Origin of the sequence: Brevibacterium litoralis (assembly GCF_040212315.1) — a bacterium.
GTDB lineage: Bacteria > Actinomycetota > Actinomycetes > Actinomycetales > Brevibacteriaceae > Brevibacterium > Brevibacterium litoralis.
This window is the reverse complement of sequence record NZ_JBDIUY010000016.1, coordinates 1-20,232: the sequence shown is the minus strand read 5'-3', so window position 1 is coordinate 20,232 and position 20,232 is coordinate 1. Positions and strand designations below refer to the sequence as shown.

18 protein-coding genes are annotated in these 20,232 nt (G+C 69.4%); 4 read left to right on the top strand and 14 right to left on the bottom strand.

Annotation, left to right across the window (positions count from 1 at the left end):
• From argF to argC, 5 genes are all read right to left on the bottom strand, one after another.
• On the bottom strand, positions 1-876 hold an 876-nt coding region (gene argF, locus AAD496_RS05735; RefSeq protein ID WP_349827701.1), incomplete at its 3' end, for an ornithine carbamoyltransferase.
• Positions 873-2,153 carry an acetylornithine transaminase gene (locus tag AAD496_RS05730; protein ID WP_349827700.1) on the bottom strand — a complete coding sequence of 427 codons (1,281 nt, stop codon included), beginning with the start codon at positions 2,151-2,153 and terminating at the stop codon, positions 873-875. The genes AAD496_RS05730 and argF, both read right to left, overlap by 4 nt.
• Positions 2,150-3,067 (bottom strand): acetylglutamate kinase, encoded by a 918-nt coding sequence (gene argB, locus AAD496_RS05725; RefSeq protein WP_349827699.1) that lies wholly within the window; start codon positions 3,065-3,067, stop codon positions 2,150-2,152. Before argB ends, AAD496_RS05730 begins: the two co-directional genes overlap by 4 nt.
• Positions 3,064-4,254, bottom strand: a complete 1,191-nt coding sequence (argJ, locus tag AAD496_RS05720) for a bifunctional glutamate N-acetyltransferase/amino-acid acetyltransferase ArgJ (RefSeq protein ID WP_349827698.1) — start codon at positions 4,252-4,254, stop codon at positions 3,064-3,066. Before argJ ends, argB begins: the two co-directional genes overlap by 4 nt.
• Positions 4,251-5,342 (bottom strand): N-acetyl-gamma-glutamyl-phosphate reductase, encoded by a 1,092-nt coding sequence (argC, locus tag AAD496_RS05715; RefSeq protein ID WP_349827697.1) that lies wholly within the window; start codon positions 5,340-5,342, stop codon positions 4,251-4,253. Before argC ends, argJ begins: the two co-directional genes overlap by 4 nt.
• 99 nt (positions 5,343-5,441) lie before the next feature.
• Between argC and AAD496_RS05710 the strand changes: the two genes are divergently transcribed.
• Complete coding sequence (locus AAD496_RS05710; RefSeq protein ID WP_349827696.1) at positions 5,442-6,413, top strand: quinone oxidoreductase family protein; 972 nt, start codon at positions 5,442-5,444, stop codon at positions 6,411-6,413.
• A 112-nt stretch (positions 6,414-6,525) separates the two neighbouring features.
• Here AAD496_RS05710 and AAD496_RS05705 read toward each other — a convergent pair whose 3' ends face one another.
• Positions 6,526-6,825 (bottom strand): GNAT family N-acetyltransferase, encoded by a 300-nt coding sequence (locus AAD496_RS05705; protein WP_433913728.1) that lies wholly within the window; start codon positions 6,823-6,825, stop codon positions 6,526-6,528.
• A 234-nt stretch (positions 6,826-7,059) separates the two neighbouring features.
• Here AAD496_RS05705 and AAD496_RS05700 point away from each other — a divergent pair, with 234 nt between their 5' ends.
• Positions 7,060-7,551, top strand: coding sequence for a bacteriocin immunity protein (locus AAD496_RS05700; protein WP_349827694.1), 492 nt, complete (start codon positions 7,060-7,062; stop codon positions 7,549-7,551).
• Here AAD496_RS05700 and AAD496_RS05695 read toward each other — a convergent pair.
• The 8 genes from AAD496_RS05695 to infC form a co-directional block, all read right to left on the bottom strand.
• The gene (locus AAD496_RS05695; protein WP_349827693.1) at positions 7,464-9,449 is read right to left on the bottom strand and encodes an ABC1 kinase family protein; all 1,986 of its coding nucleotides are present in this window, start codon (positions 9,447-9,449) and stop codon (positions 7,464-7,466) included. The two genes, AAD496_RS05700 and AAD496_RS05695, sit on opposite strands and share 88 nt — an antisense overlap.
• A gap of 115 nt (positions 9,450-9,564) precedes the next feature.
• Positions 9,565-10,407 (bottom strand): SDR family oxidoreductase, encoded by an 843-nt coding sequence (locus tag AAD496_RS05690; RefSeq protein ID WP_349827692.1) that lies wholly within the window; start codon positions 10,405-10,407, stop codon positions 9,565-9,567.
• Position 10,408: 1 nt separating this feature from the next.
• A complete protein-coding gene (pheT, locus tag AAD496_RS05685; protein WP_349827691.1) occupies positions 10,409-12,952 on the bottom strand; it encodes a phenylalanine--tRNA ligase subunit beta in 2,544 nt (847 codons plus the stop codon).
• Positions 12,952-13,995 (bottom strand): phenylalanine--tRNA ligase subunit alpha, encoded by a 1,044-nt coding sequence (gene pheS, locus AAD496_RS05680; protein ID WP_349827690.1) that lies wholly within the window; start codon positions 13,993-13,995, stop codon positions 12,952-12,954. The genes pheT and pheS overlap by 1 nt, the downstream gene beginning before the upstream one ends.
• 229 nt (positions 13,996-14,224) lie before the next feature.
• The gene (locus AAD496_RS05675) at positions 14,225-15,193 is read right to left on the bottom strand and encodes a TrmH family RNA methyltransferase (protein ID WP_349827689.1); all 969 of its coding nucleotides are present in this window, start codon (positions 15,191-15,193) and stop codon (positions 14,225-14,227) included.
• A 131-nt stretch (positions 15,194-15,324) separates the two neighbouring features.
• The gene (gene rplT / locus AAD496_RS05670) at positions 15,325-15,705 is read right to left on the bottom strand and encodes a 50S ribosomal protein L20 (RefSeq protein WP_349827688.1); all 381 of its coding nucleotides are present in this window, start codon (positions 15,703-15,705) and stop codon (positions 15,325-15,327) included.
• Between the two features lie 95 nt (positions 15,706-15,800).
• Positions 15,801-16,001, bottom strand: a complete 201-nt coding sequence (gene rpmI / locus AAD496_RS05665) for a 50S ribosomal protein L35 (RefSeq protein ID WP_349827687.1) — start codon at positions 15,999-16,001, stop codon at positions 15,801-15,803.
• Positions 16,002-16,159: 158 nt separating this feature from the next.
• Positions 16,160-16,780 (bottom strand): translation initiation factor IF-3, encoded by a 621-nt coding sequence (gene infC / locus AAD496_RS05660; RefSeq protein WP_433913729.1) that lies wholly within the window; start codon positions 16,778-16,780, stop codon positions 16,160-16,162.
• A 447-nt stretch (positions 16,781-17,227) separates the two neighbouring features.
• Here infC and AAD496_RS05655 point away from each other — a divergent pair, with 447 nt between their 5' ends.
• Both AAD496_RS05655 and AAD496_RS05650 read left to right on the top strand, forming a co-directional pair.
• On the top strand, positions 17,228-17,620 hold the full coding sequence (locus tag AAD496_RS05655; RefSeq protein ID WP_349827686.1) for a DUF1844 domain-containing protein: 393 nt from the start codon (positions 17,228-17,230) through the stop codon (positions 17,618-17,620).
• Between the two features lie 311 nt (positions 17,621-17,931).
• Positions 17,932-20,223 carry an immune inhibitor A domain-containing protein gene (locus tag AAD496_RS05650; RefSeq protein ID WP_349827685.1) on the top strand — a complete coding sequence of 764 codons (2,292 nt, stop codon included), beginning with the start codon at positions 17,932-17,934 and terminating at the stop codon, positions 20,221-20,223.
• Positions 20,224-20,232: the final 9 nt, after the last annotated feature.

The following is a 20,232-nucleotide window of genomic DNA, read 5'->3' as shown; positions in this document are numbered from 1 at the left end:
GAAGACGACCGAGGCGGGTCCGTCGATCACCTCCGCCGCGACCTCGCTGCCGCGGTAGGCGGGCAGGCAGTGGAGGAAGATCGCACCCTCGGCGGCGGTGTCCATGACCTCCTGGGTCACCTGGTAGGGCACGAAGGGCGAATCGCCGTCGGCGCGGCCGGCCGCGGACTGCCCCATGGACACCCAGGTGTCGGTGATGACGACGTCCGCGCCCTCGGCACCGGTCGCGGGGTCCTCGGTGACGGTGAGCGACCCGCCGGTGGTCGCAGCCAGCGCGTCCGCCTCGGCGACGATCGCCTCGGCGGGCTGGTGGCCGACCGGGGCCACGATCCGCACGTGCATGCCGGCGTTGACCCCGGCGAGCACGTAGGAGTTCGACATGTTGTTCGCGCCGTCGCCGTAGTAGACCATCGTGAGCCCGGACAGGCCGTTGCCGGAACCGGTGTGCTTGTGCTCACGGATGGTCATGAGGTCGGCGAGCAACTGGCACGGGTGGTAGTCGTCGGACAGCGCGTTGATGACGGGCACCGCGCTGTTCGCGGCCATCTCCTCCAGCCCGGACTGGGCGAAGGTCCGCCACACGATGATCTTCACCATGCGTTCGAGGACCCGAGCGGTGTCCGCGATCGACTCCTTGTGCCCGAGCTGGCTCTCCCCCGGGTTCACGATGAGCGGGTTGCCGCCCAGGTCCGCGATCCCCGTCGCGAACGACACGCGGGTGCGCGTCGAGGTCTTGTCGAAGAACACGATCCCGGTTCCGGGGCCTTCGAGCGGGCGACGCGAATACGGATCGGCCTTGAGTGCCTCGGCGAGGTCGAGGACCTCCACGAGCTCGCTCGGCGACAGGTCCGTGTCCTTGAGGAAGTGACGGGTCATGACGGGGCTCCAGCACTGTGTGTCGGGGTGGTCGGGGTGGCGGTGGTCTCCTGAGCGCCTCCGATGAGATCGGGCAGGGCGTCGAGGAAGGTCCCCAGGTCCTCGCGGGTGACCACGAGCGGCGGGGCGAGACGGATGCGGGTGGGCGTCACGGGGTTCACGATGAAACCGGCCGCCAGCGCGGCCTCGGCCACGGCCTTGGCGGGCGCCTCGGCGAGTTCGAAGGACCGCAGGAGACCGGCACCGCTCACGGCGACGACACCGTCGATCTTGTACAACTGGGATTCCAGCCAGTCGCCGGTCTCGCGGGCGTGGGCGAGCAGACCCTCGGACTCCAACGTCTTCAGGACCGCGAGGCCTGCGGCCGTCATCACGGGGTTCCCGGAGTACGTCGAGCCGTGCTGACCGGGGACCAGCAGGTTCGTGACCTCCGGTCCGAAGGTGATCGTCGCGGCGAGCGGCAGGCCGCCGCCCAGCCCCTTCGCCGAGGTGACGATGTCGGGCACCACGCCCTCGCCGATCGCCGGGTCCTGGAAGGCGAACCAGTGCCCGGTCCGGCCGATCCCGGTCTGCACCTCGTCGAGGATCAGGAGCGCACCGTGGTCCCGGGTGAGTTCCCGGGCGCGGGTGAGGTACCCGGCCGGCAGGTTCCGCACGCCGGCCTCGCCCTGGATCGGTTCGAGGAACAGGGCGGCGGTGTCGTCGTCGATCGCGGCCTCCAGGGCCGCCACGTCACCGAAGGGCACGTGGACGACTCCGGGCACGCCGGGGTCGAAGGGTTCGCGGTAGGCAGGCTTGTGCGTGAGTGCCAGGGAGCCCATGGTGCGGCCGTGGAACCCGCCTTCGAGGGCGACGATCGTCGACCGGCCACCCCCGCCGACACGACGCGCCATCTTGAGGGCCGCCTCGTTCGCCTCGGACCCGGAGTTCGCGAAGTACACGCTGGAACCCGCGGGCGCCTGCGCGACCTGAAGGAGCTTGTTCGCGAGCGCGATCTGCGGGTCGGAGGCGAAGAAGTTCGACACCTGACCGAGCGTGGCCACCTGGGAACTCACCGCCTCGACGAAGGCCGGATGGGCGTGGCCGAGTGCATTCACGGCGATCCCGGCCAGCAGGTCGAGGTACTCGTTGCCTTCCTCGTCCCACACACGCACACCCGCGCCGCGGACGAGCTTGCGCTGCGGACGGCCGATGGCCGGCAGGATCGACCCGGCGTGGGCCTCCTGCCAGGCCTCGGTTGTCGCCGCCGTGGTCTCGCCGGGTGTCGTCGCAGTCATGCGCGCTCTCCTTCGGGTTGGATCATCGTGCCGATGCCCTCGGAGGTGAAGACCTCCAGGAGGATCGAGTGGGCGGTGCGGCCGTCGATCACGTGGACCTGGCCCACACCGGCGTCGACCGCCTCGAGCGCGGCCGTCATCTTGGGGATCATGCCGGAGTCCAGGCGCGGCAGGAGCTCCCGGAGATCGTCGGGGGTGATCTGCGAGATGAGGCTGTCGCGGTCCGGCCAGTTCGCATAGAGGCCGGGGACGTCGGTGAGCATGATGAACTTGTCGGCCCGCATCTGCCGGGCGATCGCGGCGGCGGCGAGGTCGGCGTTGACGTTGAGCGGCTTGCCGGCCGCTCCCCCGAGCTCGGCTGCGATCGAACAGATGACGGGTACCCTCCCCGCGTCGAGGAGTTCATTCAGCACCGTCGTGTTCACCTGTTGCACCTGGCCGACCCGCCCGAGGCTCACCTGCTGCCCGTCGACCTCGACGGAGGCCGGGGTCGCGAGCAGGAGGTCGGCGTCCTCCCCGGACAGCCCGATCGCGGCGTCACCGTTCTGGTTGATCCGGCTCACGATGTCCCGGTTCACCTGCCCGGCGAGCACCATGCGCACGACGTCGACGGCCTCCTCGGAGGTGTACCGCTGTCCGGCGATGAACTCGCTGGCGATACCCATCCGGTCGAGCATCCGGTTGATCTGCGGACCCCCGCCGTGGACGACGATCGGCCGCAGTCCGACGAAGCGGAGGAAGGCGATGTCGTCGGCGAAGGTCTGCTGGAGTTCGGGGCTGATCATCGCGTTGCCGCCGTACTTGATGACGACGGTGGCGCCGGCGAAGGTCTTGATCCACGGCAGGGCGTCCGTGAGGATCTCCGCCTTGGCCTGGGCTCGCACCAGGCGTTCTGCTGCTGAGGGAGGAGTCATGTCGAGTACGCGCTGTTCTCTTCGACGTAGTCGTGGGTGAGGTCGGAGGTGAGGATCGAGGCTTCCGCGCTACCCGCCTTGAGATCGATCTCGACGCTCACCTCCCGGGACCACGTGACGGTCTCGGGGTCGGCGTGGGGACCGGAGTCCTTGCACACCTGCACGCCGTTGACCCACACGTCGATGGTCGCCGGGTCGAACTGCGCGTCCGTGATGCCCACCTGCGCGACGACGCGGCCCCAGTTGGGGTCCTCACCGAAGATCGCGGCCTTGAACAGGGCGCTGCGGCCGACCGCGCGGGAGACCGTGACCGCCTCCTCCTCGCTCGCGGCCCCGCGGGTGGTGATCGTGATGTCGTGGTGGGCGCCCTCGGCGTCGACGTGCAGCTGGGAGGCGAGGTCCCGGCAGGCCTCGGTGAGCAGGTCCGTGAACTCACCCAGGTCCGGCGTCACGCCGGACTCACCGGAGGCCATGAGCACGACGGTGTCGTTCGTCGACATGCAACCGTCGGTGTCGAGACGGTCGAAGGACCGTGCCGTGGCCGCCCGCAGGGCCGCATCGAGCTGGGCGGAGTCGAGGTCCGCGTCCGTCGTCACGACGACGAGCATGGTGGCGAGCGCCGGGGCCAACATGCCCGCGCCCTTGGCCATCCCGCCCAGCCGGTACGCGCCCGAGGCGCCCTGCCCTTCACCGCCGACCCGGCCCTCCCGGGTCACCGTCTTCGGCACGGTGTCCGTCGTCATGATCGCCTCGGCGGCGGCCGCACCGTGTGCGGCGGAATCGGCGGCGACCTCGACGAGGGCCGGGAGGTTGTCGACGATCCGGTCCCGGAAGTCCTGCCCGCCGACGCCGATGAGGCCCGTCGAGCACACGAGGACGTCCTGCGCGGAGAGATCGAGGAGCTCGGCGGTCCGTTCGGCCGTCATGTGACTGGTCTGGAAACCGAAGGCACCGGTGAAGCAGTTGGCTCCCCCGGAGTTGAGGACGACGGCGCGCGCACGGCCGTCGGCACTGGCCTGTTCACTCCACAGGACGGGGTTCGCCTTGCACCGGTTGGACGTGTAGACGGCGGCGACGGCGTCCGACCGTCCGGTGTTGCGGACGAGGGAGAGGTCGGGCTTGCCGCTGGGCTTGAGGCCCACGGTGAGCCCGGCGGCGGTGAAACCGCGGGGATGGGTCACGCTCACGGTGCGACTCCTTCGAGGGGCAGGGACAGGGATTCGTCGAGGCCGAGAGCCAGGTGGGCGGACTGGAGAGCCTGCCCGGCGGTCCCCCGGACCAGGTTGTCGAGGGCGACCGACACGAGGACCGTACCGGCCCGCTCGTCCACCGCGTACTGGACGTGGGCGCAGTTCGAGCCGGTCGTCGCCGCGGTGTGCGGCCACTGGCCGGTCGGCAGCAGGTGCACGAAGGGTTCGGCGTCGTAGGCCTCCGCGAAGGCGGTGTCGACGGCCCGGGCACGCTCTGCGGGAGTGGAGGGCGCCTCGGCGGCGAGGGGTGCCTGGAGGGTCGCGAGGATCCCCCGCGACATCGGCACGAGGGTGGGAGTGAAGGAGATCCGCACGGGCCCGCCGTCCGCGGGGGCTCCGAGGAGGGTGTTGAGGTTCTGCTCGATCTCGGGGACGTGGCGGTGGGTGCCGGCGGTTCCGTAGGGGCTCGCGTCGCCGAGGACCTCCGCGGCGAGCAGGTGCGGCTTGAGCGCCTTGCCCGCACCGGACACGCCGTTGGCGAGGACCGCGTGGAGGCGGGTGTGGTCGACGAGGCCGGCGGCGATCAGCGGCTGGAACCCGAGGGTCACGGCAGTGACGTTGCACCCGGGGACGGCGATGCGGCGGGTGTCCTGCAGCGCAGCCCGCTGCTTGGTGCCGTCGGCACGCAGGAGTTCGGGCAGACCGTAGGTCCATGTGCCTTGGTGTTCCGAGCCGTAGAAGGCCCGCCAGGCGGCGGCCGATTCGAGACGGTGATCGGCGGCGAGGTCGACAATGAGGGTGTCGGGGCTCGTCTCGGCGAGTTCCGCGGCGATCTGCCCGGAGGCGCCGTGCGGGAGTGCGAGGACGACGACGTCGTGACCGGCGAGGACCTCCGCCGTGGACGGCTGCACCGTCATGTGCGCGAAGGCGCGCAGGTGCGGCTGGTGCTCCCCGAGCGTGGAACCGGCGGACGAATGACCACACACGGTTGTAACGTGGAGCACGGGATGCGAGGCGAGGAGCCGCAGCACCTCTCCCCCGGCATACCCGGTGGCACCCGAGACCGCGACGCTGATTTCCGACATGTGTATAACAATACATCCCATGCGGTGAATATGCATCCGCCGGTCGAGTGCCCCGCACCCCGCGACCCACGCACATCCTCACGTCACAGGAGACACCACATGAAGGCGATCCAGGCAGTCCGCGCCGGCGGCCCCGAGGTCCTCGAATTCACCGACGTCGCAGAACCGGAGGCGGGTGAGGGACAGCTGCTCGTCAAGGTCGACGCGGCGGGCATCAACTTCATCGACACCTACCGCCGCTCCGGGATCTACCCCATGGACTTCCCCCACACCGTCGGCGTCGAGGGCTCGGGCACCGTCGAGGCCGTGGGTCCCGGTGTCACGGAGTACTCCGTCGGCGACCGCGTGTGCTGGCACGACGCCGCCGGCTCGTACGCCGAGAAGGTCGCGGTGAAGGCCGCCATGGCGATGCCGGTGCCCGCAGGTGTGAGCCCCGAGGTCGCCGCCGCCATCCCGCTCCAGGGCCTCACCGCGCAGTACCTGGCCACCGGGTCGCACGCGATCCAGCCCGGCCAGACAGCCCTCGTCCACGCCGCCGCCGGCGGCGTCGGCCTGCTGCTCACGCAGATCATCAAGCACCTGGGCGGCACCGTCATCGGCACCGTGTCGACCGAGGAGAAGGCGGAGCTCGCCCGCGGCGCCGGCGCCGACCACGTGTTCCTCTACGGCGAGGGCGTCGACATCACTGCGACGGTGAAGGAACTCACCGGGGGTGCCGGCGTCGACGTCGCCTACGACGGTGTCGGCAAGGACACCTTCGACGCCTCGCTCGCCTCGCTCAAGGTCCGCGGTTCGATGGTGCTCTACGGCGCGGCCTCCGGACCGGTGCCGCCCTTCGACATCCAGCGCCTCAACGGCGGTGGCGGCATCTTCCTGTCCCGGCCCTCACTCCAGTGGTTCGCCCGCACCCCGGAGGAACTGCACGAGCGCTGGGGGATGCTCATGGACGGCCTGACGAACGGCTGGCTCGACTTCCGCGTCGGCGCCTCCTTCCCCCTCGCCGACGCCGCCGAGGCGCACCGGGCGCTGGAAGGGCGGAGGACGACCGGCAAGGTGGTCCTGGTGCCCTGACCTCCGTTCGACGACGGAGATCACGTGGTTTGGCGCAGATGCCGTGTTCTGTGACCAGGCATCTGCGCCAAACCACGTGACCAGCACGCGTAGTCGAGCGAATGCGCTCCACTCACAGACCCAGGAACTCCCTGAGTGCCGCGGCACCCTCGACTTCGACAGGCACTGCCGGTCGCACCAGGTTCTTCGGGACGAGGCGCATCCGGTGCTCGTTGAACACCTCGTTCTCGATCACGAGAGTGTTCACACCGTTCTCCGTGTATCCGACCATCTCGGAGACGCGCCTGCTCGCGGCATTGCCGTCGAAGTACTCGGTGTTCAGCTCCCGCCCACCGAACTCGTCGAAGAACCCCACCGCGAGCGCTTGCCGCATGTGCGTCCCGATCCCACGGCCCTGGAACGTCCGACCCAACCACGAAAATGTGGACGCCTCCGACAGCGATCGCTGCGAGCGGCCCGAAGTCGTCGTCCCGCACCGGCGTCAGGGAAAGGTCCCCGCGCCGGATGGTCAGTGCGAACGGTGGCCAATACTCTTCCGGCGCCAACATGATCCGAGACTATCGCCACCCGACACCGCCCGGCGGAGCCTCTCACCGATGTCGACCAGAGGTCCGACCACCGGATCCCCGTTCGAAATCACGGCAGTATGTCGTCGTCACGGTGTTCGGAAGCCGTGAGAACGACATACGCCCGTGATTTCACGGCCCGCCTCGCCGGAGGGAACACTCGGATTCGTCGCTGCGCCGGGCGGATGGGTCCATGGGAGGGTGGAAACATGCATCCGGCACTAGGGAAGTCGAGTATCGGTGAGTTCACGCGGGCGGAGTTCCTCGCGTTCGTCGACGACATCGTCCATGCGCGGGGTGGGAGCGAAGCGGAGGACGACGCCTGGGTGAACCACTTCGACCACATCGTCGCCCCGCATCCGGCCGGCACCGACCTCCTGTTCTGGCCGGCTCCCGGGGCGACGACTCCCCGGAGGGCATCACCGCCACGGTGGAGGAGCATGTCCGCAGCCACGGCCTGCCGGGATTCCGTGACGGGTGATCCCTACTTGATGCGGCGTTGGTGGAGGGCCGGCGCGAGGACGACGATCGCGAGGACGAAACCGCCGAGCAGCACCCAGGCGCCGAAGTAGGTGAAGATCGTGAGGCTCGCGGTGAGTGCCGGGCCGAAGTCCGCGGCCATGAGGACGACACCAGCGAGCACCATGGCGATCGCCACGAGCACCTGGATGAGCTGGTCGACGACGGAGCCGACCAGGTCCTTGACGAAGTCCATGTTGAGGCCCTTCATCCCGATGTCGAGCGAGCCGTCCTCCAGTTGTTTGAGCACCCGGCTCACCTCGACGGGCAGGCCCGCGATGACAGGGACCGTGGCAGCCGCGTACATGGCGGTGCCCTCGAGGGTGTTCTTCGTGTCCGTCGTCGCCTGCAGGATCTCCGCGGAGTTCTCCCGGACGAGGACGAGCAGGTCCGCCCGGGGATCGATCTTCTGCAGCGACCCCTCCAAGGTCGAGATCGCACGGAAGGCCGCCGCGACGGACCGGGGCATCTCGAAGCCGTTGTCGATGACGAACTGCAGGAGCTCCGTGAACATGCCGGTGGATCCGCCGGGCATGCCGACATCGAACTGGACGAGGAGCTCCCCGACCTCGCGCTGGACCTTCCGCAGGTCCATACCGGCCGGCATCCCGAACACGTCGACGATCGCGTTGACCGCCGCCGTCGAGTCCTGCCGGTCGAAGGCGAGCAGCAGGAGCATGATCGCCCGGCGATCCCGTTTGTCCAGACGACCGACGGCCCCGAAGTCGACGAGCCCGGCCCGGCCCGCCCCGTCGACGATGATGTTGCCCGGGTGCAGGTCCGCGTGGAAGACACCGGTGCCGAGCACCTGCTTGGCGACGAGGAGGAAGAGGTCCCGTGCCAGGTCCTCCCGGGCGAGCGCGGACAGCTGCGAGAGCAACCCGGAGGCCTTGGACAGCGGCACCCCGGCGACCCGGTCCATGACGATCACCCGCTCACCGCTGAGCTCGGCGTGCACCTTGGGGATCGACACGAGCGACTCCGGCGAGTCCCCGGCGACCCGGCGCAACATCTCCGTCTGGCGGATCTCGCCGCGATAGTCGAGTTCGGCCGCCAGGGAGTCGAGGAATCCCTCGACAATCCCCCGCACGCCGATCCGCTGGGCCCAGCCGGCGTTCGCCTCCAGGCGCTCGGCCAGGGACATGATGATCTCGGAGTCGGCTCTCACCTGCCGGCGCACGTGGGGCCGCTGCACCTTGACGACGACCTCGGTGCCGTCGTGCAGAACCGCCGGGTGCACCTGCGCCACGGAGGCCGCGGCCATCGGCGTCGTCGAGAACTCCCGGAAGATCTCCTCGACGGGCCGCCCCCACATCTCGGTGAGCTCGGATTCGATCGAGGAGTAGGGCACGGGTGGGACGTCGGACTGCAGACGGGAGAACTCATCGACGAACTCCGGCGGGACGATGTCCGCCCGGGTCGCGACGAACTGTCCGAGCTTGACGAAGGTGACACCGGCGGCGGCGAAGGCGTCGGCCGTCGCCCGGGCGGCGTCGCGCATCGAGACCCGGAAGGTCGGTTTGCGCGGTCGCATGTAGCGGGAGAGTCCGTGGACGACGACGAGGCGCTGGATCTGGGACAGCCGGTTGACGCGCCGGTACATGGACGGCAGACGGGTGATCGAGCGTGCCACCTGGGTGAACGTGCCACTGGGCAGGACGAGTTCGAGAGCGAGGAGGACACACATCTGGATGACGATCATCCACGCGAAGAGGAGGATGAAGACCATCGCGGCCTCGAAGCTCACCTCGAGCCACGGGATGGTGCCGTTCTCGGAGATCCCCAGGATCTCGTAGGAGGCGCGGGTGATCGGCCAGATCGCCGCACCCATGACGAGCGACACGACGGTGTTCCGTAACCAGCCGGTCCCGACGCTGATCGTCCGGCGGACGAGCACACCGACGACGAGCGCGCTCACGAGTGCCAGGACCACGGACCACAGGACGTCCACGCACCCACTCCTTCACCAGCTCGGCACCACCGTCGTCCCTCACCCTATGGCAGGTGAGCGGCGCACACACCGGAGGATTCCCTGCCGGTCCCACGGATGGGGCCGGCAAGGAACCTCAGTCGGCCATCGCGATCTTGCGGGAGCCGTCCGTCAGCGACGGGATCTCCGCGACCAGGGACTCACGCGTGTCCACCCCGGCCCGGACGAACCGGCCCGAGTAGGCGTCGAGGTCACCGGAGGCGAGCGCGAGCGTGAGGGCCTTGAGGTCCTCCTCGCTCGTCCACTGCTCCCGACCGTCGTGCAACGGCATGGAGTGTGTCATGTCCGAGTGGATGACGCCGGGCGCCATCTCGAAGATCCGCAGGCCCTTCTCGTAGCCGTAGTGGTGCACCGACTGCGCGAGGCGGAACAGCGAGGTCTTCGTCGCGGCGTAGGCGGCGTACTGCACCGTGCCACGGGAGCCCGACCCCGAGTTGAGGTCGATGATCCGCGTGGGCGTCCCCGTGGTCTCCGCGACCCGGAGGAGGCGTGGTGCCAGGGCGTTGACGACGAGCAGCGGCCCGAGCGTGTTGGCCCCGACGACGTCCGCCAGACTCTGCGGGTCGGCCTCCCAGACCGGCCCCTCCGTCGACTCGATGCGCCCGGCGTTGTTCACGACGACCCGGAGCACGGAACCCGTGGACTCCTCGACGCCGGCCACCGAAGCGGCGAGACCGCCGACCGACTCGATCGAGTCGACCTGCAGGGCGGTCCCGCGCACGACCGCACCCGTCGAGTCGGCGACCTCGGCGGCCGCCTCCTCGGCCTTGGCGGCCCGGGTGGCCGTGAGGAGCACGGTGTACCCGGCACCGGCGAAGGCCTCCACGAGGTGGCGCCCGATCCCGCGGGTGCCGCCCGTCACGAGGACGAGGTCACCGGCGTGGGTGGAGTCCTGGTTCGTCTCGTTCGACTCCGTCATCTCAACCACGCACCTGGGCGTCGAACCGGTCCGCCGCGACGGCCGTGGCGGCCTCACGGAGTGCGGAGGCCTCGTCGGCGGTCATCGTCCGGTCGGCCCGGAAGGTCATCCGGAACGCCACGGACTTCTTGCCCGCGGGTACCTGGTCGCCGGTGTAGACGTCGAAGACCTCGAGCGCCTCGAGCTCGGACCCGGCGCCCTCCCGCAGCGCCGCGGCGAGCGCGGCGGCGGGAACGCGAACGTCGACGACGAGCGCCACGTCCTGCCGGGAGACCGGGTAGGTGGAGAGCACACCGGCCCACTGACGTTCGTCGGCCTGGGCGAGGAGCGCATCGAGCGAGATCTCGAACCCGACCGTCCGGGCCGGCAGACCGAGGGTCTCGAGCACCTTCGGGTGGAACTCACCGGCGTGGCCGAGCACCGTGCCGTCCGCGAGGACGAACTCGGCGCAGCGACCCGGGTGGAAGGGCGCGTACTCGGCCGCCCGGACCTCGACCTCGCGGCCGTTCGCGGCGACGATCCGCCGGACGGTGTCGATGACGTCGTGGACGTCGGCGGTACGCCCCGCACCCCAGGGCCCGCGGGCCTCCGCCTGCCCGGCGATGATGCCGGCGTAGTGGTAGGGCTGGTGCGGCACGGACGCCCGGATCACGGCCAGTTCGTCGTCACTCGGGTGGTACCCGGGCTCGAAGCGCAGGCCCTCGGCGGCGATCGACTCGGAGACCGGACGATCGGGCGCGGTCACGAGACCGGCCTCGAACACCGCGACGTCCTTGAAACCACGACCCAGGTTGCGGCTCACCGCGTCGACGAGCGTGACGAGGAGGTTCGTCCGCATGAGCGGGTGGTCCTCGGCCAGAGGGTTCGCCAGACGCACGTTGTACCGGCGGGGGTCCTCGGCCGGGATGCCGAAGGCCTCGGAGCGGGCGTCGTTCGTGAAGGGGTAGGTGAGCACCTCGGTGTAGCCGGTGGCCGCGAGCAGGTTCGACACGCGACGGCGCGCCTTCTGCACCTGGGTGAGGCCGGCACCACCGGGCGCCTGCGGGAGCACCGAGGGGATCCGGTCGTAACCGCCGGTCCGGGCGACCTCCTCGACGAGGTCCTCGGGGATCCGCAGGTCCGACCGCCAGGTCGGCACGGCGACGTGGAGAACCTCGGTGCCGTCGTCGGCGGCGTCCGGGGTGCCGGGCACGACCTCACAGCCGATCCCGGTGAGCAGGTCGCTGATCTCCTGGGGCGTGTAGTCGACGCCCACCTTGGCCGCGGGCAGTCCGACGGCCAGGTCGATGACGACCTGTTCCGGCTCCTGGCCGACGACGGTCGTGGCGACGTCGAGCGTGCCCCCACCGAGTTCGACCAGGAGGTCCGCGGCACGGCGGGCGGCGGCCGGACCGAGGGCCGGGTCGACACCACGCTCGAACCGCTTGGCCGCCTCCGAGTGCAAGCGATGGCGACGGGCGGTCCGCGCGATCGAGACGGGGTCGAAGTGCGCGGACTCGATGAGCACCGCGTCCGTGGTCCCCGAGACCTCGAGATCGGCACCGCCCATGACACCGGCGAGGCCGATGATGCGGGAGGTCCCGCCCGTTACGTCGGTGATGAGGAGGTCCTCGGAGTCGAGCGTGCGCTCGACGTCGTCGAGGGTCGTGAGCTTCTCACCGGACTCCGCACGGCGGACGACCATGCGGTCACCGAACTTCGCGAGGTCGTAGGCGTGCAGCGGCTGCCCGAGTTCGAGCATCACGTAGTTCGTCACGTCGATCGTGAGGCCCAGCGGTCGCATCCCGGCCTCGAGCAGGCGGCGCTGCATCCAGAAGGGCGTTGTCGCCGCGGGATCGATGCCGCGGACTGTGAGCGCCGTGAGCCGGTCACAGCCGGGTACCCCGTGGATGGGGGCCTGGTCATCGAGGACGACGGGGAAGCCGTCCTCCGTCGCGGGATTGACCTCGATCGCGGCCGGATCGGAGAACTCCTGCCCGTCGAGAAGCGCGAACTCCCGGGCGATCCCGCGCATGGACAGCTGGTAGCCGCGGTCCGGGGTGACGTTGACGTCGAGCGTCGTCCGGTCGAGACCGAGCAGCGCCAGCGCGTCGTCACCCGGGGTGCCGTCGAGGCCCAGGTCCGTCAGCACGATGATGCCGGAGTGGTCCTCCCCGAGGCCCAGCTCCTTGGCCGAGCAGATCATGCCGTCGGAGACGTGGCCGTAGGTCTTCCGTGCCGCGATCCGGAAGTCACCGGGCAGCACGGCGCCGGGCAGGGCCGCGACGACGAGGTCACCCTCGACGAAGTTGTGGGCACCACAGATGATGCCCCGCGGCTCACCCTCACCGGTGTCGACACTGCACCAGTTGATCGTCTTGCCGTTCGAGTGCTCCTCCTTCTGCAGGGAGAGCACCCGGGCGACGACGAGCGGACCGGTGACCTCCGGGCCGAAGAACTCCTCTTCCTCCAGACCGATCCCGGCGAGATCGGCGGCGAGCGCATGGGGATCCGTGACGCCGGACAGGTCGACGTACTCCCCCAGCCATTCGAGCGGGACGCGCATCAGGCATTCACCCCGAACCGTGCGGAGAACCGGAGGTCGCCCTCGACCATGTCGTGCATGTCGTTGATCCCTTCCTGCAGCATGAGGGTGCGTTCGATGCCCATCCCGAAGGCGAAGCCCTGGTAGACGTCCGGGTCGATGCCGGCGGCACGGAGCACGTTCGGGTGGACCATGCCGCAGCCGCCCCACTCGATCCAGCCGGGCCCACCGACCTTGTTCTCGAACCAGAAGTCCATCTCCGCGCTCGGCTCGGTGAACGGGAAGAAGTTGGGACGCAGACGCGTCTTCGAACCGGGGCCGAACATGGCCTTGGCGAACTCGTCGAGCGTGCCGCGCAGGTGGGCCATGGTGAGACCCTTGTCGATCGCGATGCCCTCCACCTGGTGGAACACCGGGGTGTGGGTCGGGTCGAGCTCGTCCGTCCGGTAGGTCTTGCCCGGCACGACGACGTACAGCGGGACACCGCGTTCCAGCAGCGAGCGCGACTGGACCGGCGAGGTGTGCGTGCGCAACAACAGATTGGCGCTCGCGGGCTCGACGAAGAAGGTGTCCTGCATCTGCCGGGCCGGGTGGTCCGGGCCGAAGTTCAGGGCGTCGAAGTTGAACCACTCGGACTCGACCTCGGGGCCCTCCGCGACCTCCCAGCCGTGACCGATGAAGTGGTCGGCGATCCGCTCCTGCACGAGCTGCAGCGGGTGCCGGGCACCGGCCGGGCGGCGGTCGGACGGCAGCGTGACGTCGACGGTCTCCTCGACGAGCACCTGGGCGTCACGCTCGGCCTCGAGTTCCGCCTGCCGGGCGTCGTGGCCCTTCTTCACCTTCCCGCGGGACTGGCCCACGATCTTGCCGGCGGCGGCCTTCTCGCTCTTGTCGAGCTTCCCGATCTCCCGGTTCGCCAGGGCGAGCGGGGCCTTGTCGCCCATGTGCTCGATCTTGGCGGCCTTGAGCTCGTCCAGGGTCGTGGCGGCGGCGAACGCGGCGAGGGCGGCGTCCACGGCGGCGACGACCGAGGACTCGTCGCGCGGATCGATCTGCGCTGTCATCGGCCTTCTTCCTCTTCTCGTCGTACGGGACCGGACGCGGCCCGACCCCACGGGTCGGGACACCGGCCGGTCCCCATGTCCTGCGATCGCCGTTCAGTCTAGTTCCCCCGACCGACACCATTCGCACGCGTCCACCGGACAGTGCCGCGCCCGAGGTGCCCTGCAGTTCTCATGGGAACTGCAGGGCACCTCGGGCGCGGGGACCGGGGGTGAGGCGTGCGGAACGCCGTCAGTCGCGGAGGCGGACGTTCCGCGCGGACTCGTAGATGCAGATGCTCGCGGCGGTCGCGAGGTTGAGGCTCTCGGCCTGCCCGTAGATGGGGATCGCGACGGAGGCGTCGCACTGTGCGCGGTCCTTCTCCGGCAGACCCCACGCCTCGTTCCCGAAGACCCACATGGTCGGCAGCGTGAGGTCCAGTCCCGTGTCCCAGGGGTTGTGGAGGTCGTGGACCGGCGGGTGGGTGTCGGCGGCGAGGATCTGCATGCCCCGGGCCTTGCCGAGCTCGGTGACCTCCGGCAGACCGACACCGGTGACGACGGGGACGTGGAAGAGGGAACCGGCGGTCGACCGGACGGTCTTCGGGTTGTATACGTCGACGGACTTGGAGGTGTAGACGACGGCGTCGGCGCCGGCGGCATCGGCGACGCGCAGGGCCGTCCCGGCATTCCCGGGATCGCGGACGTTGGAGAGGACGACCACGAGCTTGGCGTCCCGGGTCACGACCTGTGCGAGCTCCGTGTCGACGAACGCACAGACGGCGAGGACTCCCTGGGACGCGACGGTGTCGGTGACGACGGGCACGAGCTCCGGGCGGATCTGCTGGACACGGATCCCGGCGGCCTGCGCCTCGGCGATGACGTCGGCGTGGCGGTCGGCGGCCTCGGCGGTCGCGTAGGCCTCGCACACGGTGGCGGTGCCGGCGGCCGCGGCACGGAAGGCCTCGCGGACGGACTGCGGGCCCTCGGCCAGGAACTTCCGTTCCTTCTGGCGGACGTTGCGCCGGGCCAGGTTGGCCACACCCTTCATCCGCTTGGACTGCGCGGAGGAGAGTACGGGGCCGGTGAGTGCCGGGTGGAGGGGGATCTCCTCCGCACCGGCGGGCTTGCCCGCGGGGCCGTGTGCGCCGGCGGGCTCGCCAGCGGGGCCCTGCCCGTCGGATCCGTGGGAGGTGGACGGGTGCTGCGCGTCGGAGGTCATGGGTTCCAGTCTAGGCGGGAGTCGGTGGGTGAATAGGAGGAAGCCCCCGGTCGGGACCGGGGGCTTCCTCACATCGCGGGCCGTGCGTCCTCGTAGCGAGGTGCGACGGACGGGCCGGTGCGATCGATGTGTCAGGCGGCGGGCGCGTTGACGTCGGCCGGGAGGGCCTCCTTGGCGACCTTCACGAGGGTCGCGAAGGTGGCGGCGTCGTTGACGGCCAGCTCGGCGAGCATGCGGCGGTCGACCTCGACACCGGCGGCCTTGAGGCCCTGGATGAAGCGGTTGTAGGTCATGCCGTTGGCGCGGGCCCCGGCGTTGATGCGCTGGATCCAGAGGCGGCGGAAGTCACCCTTCCGGGCGCGACGGTCCCGGTAGCTGTAGACCAGCGAGTGGATGACCTGTTCCTTGGCCTTGCGGTAGAGACGGGACCGCTGACCGCGGTAGCCGCTCGCGCGGTCGAGAATGACCCGGCGCTTCTTCTTGGCGTTGAGCGCCCTCTTCACACGTGCCACGTGTAACTCCTTATGAGATCGGTGCCCGGGTCCTCATCCGGTGGTCGGGGTCGACCGGCTTCGGCGAGGACCGTTGTATGCGGGCGAAAAGCTTCTTACTTGAGCTTGCCCAGCAGCTTGCGGGCCTTGGCGGCGTCGCCGCCGGTGAGCTCCGCGTTCATCGACAGGCGACGCTTGCGCTTGGTGGGCTTGTGCTCGGCGAGGTGGCGCTTGTTGACGCGCTCACGCATGACCTTGCCGCTGCCGCTGAGGCGCATACGCTTCTTGGCACCGCTGTGGGTCTTCTGCTTCGGCATGATGCCGTTCTCCTTCTCGGATGTCGTCCCCGTGTCGGTCGGTCTCACCCCGTCGAGGGGTGGGCCGTCCGGCGGCGACGATGTCGTCCTTGTCTGGTACGTCCGGGTGACGCGGGATCGGGTGGTGCACACCGGGTCCCACGCACCCGGATCGGGTCTCAGTCCCCGGCCTGCTCGTGGGCCTGGCGCTTGGCCTCGGCCTTCGCCTGGGCCTCGCGTTCGCGCCGCGACTTGACCTCGGCCTTGGAGCCCTTGGCCTCCTTCGACGCGGTGCGCTGCTCGGCCTTGGCGTCCGCCTTGGACCGGAACGGCGCGATGACCATGACCATGTTGCGACCGTCGACGCGCGGAGAGGACTCCACGGTGCCGAGGTCGGAGAGCTCCTCCGCGAGCTTGTTGAGCAGCTTCATGCCCATCTCCGGGCGGGACTGCTCACGTCCGCGGAACATGATCATGACCTTGACCTTGTCGCCCCCTTCGAGGAAGCGGGTCACGTGACCCTTCTTGGTCTCGTAGTCGTGAGCGTCGATCTTGAGTCGGAAGCGGATTTCCTTGAGGGCCATGTTGGCCTGGTTCCGCTTCGCTTCACGGGCCTTCTGAGCGGACTCGTACTTGAACTTCCCGTAGTCCATGAGCTTCGCCACCGGAGGCTTCGCCTGCGGAGCGACCTCGACGAGATCCAGATCCGCTTCACGGGCGAGATCGAGTGCCTTACGGATGGCGACGATACCCACCTGTTCGCCGTTGGGGCCGACGAGGCGGACCTCCGGAACTCGGATCCGATCGTTGATGCGCGGCTCGCTGATGTGCTGCTCCTTCTCAAGATGACTGACTCTGTGCAGTGGAGGAGCGCTCGCGAGAAAAACGAAAGAGCTCCCTTCGGCACATGCGAAGGGAGCCCGGACGAACGATGTCCCACGACCCGTCGACACACTGGTACCGTCGAGGGTTCCCACATGGAGCACGATCACACACGACGGTTGCCGTGGCGACGGATACACTCCGGGGTCCGACCCGTGAGGGCCGCGTGGAACGGTCTTGCCGTTCGTTACCCGACCACCGATGGCGGTCCAGGTGGGAGACAGACTCCTCTTTGCACTCGCACAAGGTTACCACCTCCGCATCACTCGTGCACACACGGTCGAAACGTGGGGTCCGTCACCGTCGGTCGCCCCCTCCCCTCCCGTACGCCGGCCCCCGCGGACGCGTGTGGGAGAATCCCCGTCATGACCAACGAGAACCCCGCGGGCTCCGTGAGCCCCGCAGAGAGCACGGACCCGACCGAGCAGGTCGTCCGTGACATCGCCGAGGTCCCGGCCGTGGAGGTCATCTCCTCCGCTGCGGTCCACCTCATGTCCGCCTCCGCCGTGAAGCTCGGGCTGTCCGAGGACACCGAGACGGAGAAGGCCGAGGACCTCAAGGACCTCGACGAGGCACGCAAGCTCATCACGGCACTCGCCGGCCTGGTGACCGCCGCCTCGACCGAGGTCGGCGACCACCACGCCCGCCCACTGCGCGACGGCCTGCGCTCCCTGCAGCTGGCCTTCCGCGAGGCCTCGCTGATCCCGGACGAGCCCGGCAAGGGTCCCGGCGAGAAGTACACCGGCCCGGTGCGCTGAGCTCCACACCGGATCTACTTCCGGTCCTGGCCCGCTGAATCGCTTTGGCCCCCTGAGATGCGCATCTCAGGGGGCCAAAGCGATTCAGCGGGCCAACTTCTTCACCCGCACACCACCACCGCCCCGGACACTCGTCCGGCACCTGAGAAAAACCTGTGACACTCCGCCCCGGTAACCTGCTTGTCACGTGGGCTCTGGCAATGTTCGGTGGACGCGCTGAGAGTGATCTGGACAACACGCCCTGTCTACACGTCCCCCGGCGCGCGACCACGGGGCCGATCGGCCCCGCGCCCATCGAACACGGAGGAATCGTGAAGAAACGCACGACATGTGCGCTTGGGACGACAGCGACGATGCTGCTGGCCGGGGCGCTCCTCGCCCCCGGGACCGCACAGGCGGCACCCGCGCCCGCACCCGGCGCCCAAGAGGAGGCCGCGCCCTCGGACAACCGTCCCGACCCGCTCGCCGAGAAGCGCACCGCCACGAAGAGGAAGGCCGCCGAGGCGGTCGCCACCGGTGACGCCCGGGTGGTCGACCGCGGGACGGGAAAGAACAAGAGCAAAGCCGTGGAGCTCAAGCCCGGCGAGTACGTGGAGTACGGGACCGCGGAGACGGCCCAACTCTTCACCATCCTCGTGGAGTTCGGCGAGGAGACCGACGAACGGTTCCCGGACGCGCCCGCGGGGCCCATCCACAACGAGATCCCGGAGCCCGGAGACGGCGACACCTCGACGTACTGGGAGTCCGACTTCGACACCGCGCACTACGAGGACATGTTCTTCGGTGAGGGCGAGAGCTTCGCCGGCGTCTACGACGAGATGTCCTCCGGCCGGTTCGCCGTCGAGGGCGGGGTCTCCGAATGGGTGCAGGTGGACCAGCACCAGGCCTCCTACGGGCAGACCGAGTCGCAGGACGACATGACCCGGTTCATCCAGGACACCGCCGACGCCTGGTACGACGCGCAGGTCGCCGCGGGGAAGTCCCAGGAGGAGATCGTCGCGGAGCTGAACTCCTACGACGTGTGGGACCGCTACGACATGGACGGCGACGGGATCACGAACGAGCCCGACGGCTACATCGACCACTTCCAGGCCGTCCACGCCGGCCCCGGTGAGGAGGCCGGTGCCCCCGAGTCGGCCATCTGGTCGCACCGCTGGGCCGCGGGCCAGGCCGGGCTGGGCGTCGAGGGACCCTCGCAGTACCTGCCACTCGGTGGCATCGAGATCGGTGACTCCGACGTGTGGATCCGTGACTACACGACCGAGCCGGAGAACGGCGGACTGGGCGTCTTCGCACACGAGTTCGGTCACGACCTCGGCCTGCCCGACTACTACGACACCGCCGGTGGCGAGAACGGCACCGCCTTCTGGACCCTCATGAGCTCCGGTTCCTGGCTGGGTCACGGCGACGGTGACATCGGCACCACCCCCAACCACATGGGACCCGACGAGAAGCTGTTCCTCGGCTGGCTCGACTACGAGACCGTCGAGGCCGACGAGGACGGCCGGGTCGACCTCGGCCCCTCGTACCACGCGAACACCCGCGGTGCGCAGGCCGCTGTCGTCGACCTGCCCGACGGCGAGAGGCACATCGAGGTCGGCGACCCCTACGCAGGCACGCAGCACCTCTACTCGGGTGCCGGTGACGACCTCGACGTCACCGCGACGAGCCCGGAGTTCACCGTCCCGGCCGACGGCGCACTCACCGCACAGGTGAACTACGACATCGAGGTCGACTGGGACTACGCCTACCTGGAGGTGACCACCGACGGCGGCGCCACCTGGATCCCGGTCGAGACGAACCACTCGACGACGACGGACCCCGAGGGTCAGAACCAGGGCTTCGGCATCACGGGTGCGTCCGGAGGGTGGTCGGAGCTCACCGCGGACCTCTCGGCCCAGGCCGGGGCGACCGCCCAGGTGCGCTTCCGGTACTGGACCGACGTCGCGATGACGATGCCCGGATTCCAGGTCGACGCGATCTCCGTCGGTGACGCGCTCGTCACGGACGACGGGGCCTCCGACTGGACGCTCGACGGCTTCCAGCGGCTCACCGACGGCGGCTACCTGCAGCCCTACTCGCACCACTACATCGTCGAGAACCGCACCTACGGCGGCTACGACGAGGTGCTGCGAACGGGTGCCTACAACTTCGGGTGGCAGGAGACCGCACCGGACACGGTCGAGCACTTCCCCTACCAGGACGGCATGCTCGTGTGGTATGCGAACTCGCTGTACGCGGACAACAACACCTCGCAGCACCCGGGCGGCGGACAGGCCCTCCCGGTCGACGCCAACCCCGAGGCGCTCACCTGGTCCGACGGCACGCTCGCGCGCAATCGCGTGCAGGCCTTCGACGCGACCTTCAGCGCGAACAAGTCCGATCCGATCTCCCTGCACCGGGAGACCCCGGAGGGCATGACGACGCTCGAGGTGCCGAGACGTAAGGGCGTCGAGGTCTTCGACGACACCGATCCCTACGCCTACTACGACGAGTCCAACCCCCAGGGTTCGGTGATCGTCGGTGGCACCGGGACCCGGATCGCCATCGAGAACGACCAGAAGAACAGGGGGACGATGACGATCGGCATCACCCGCAACTGATCGTTCCGG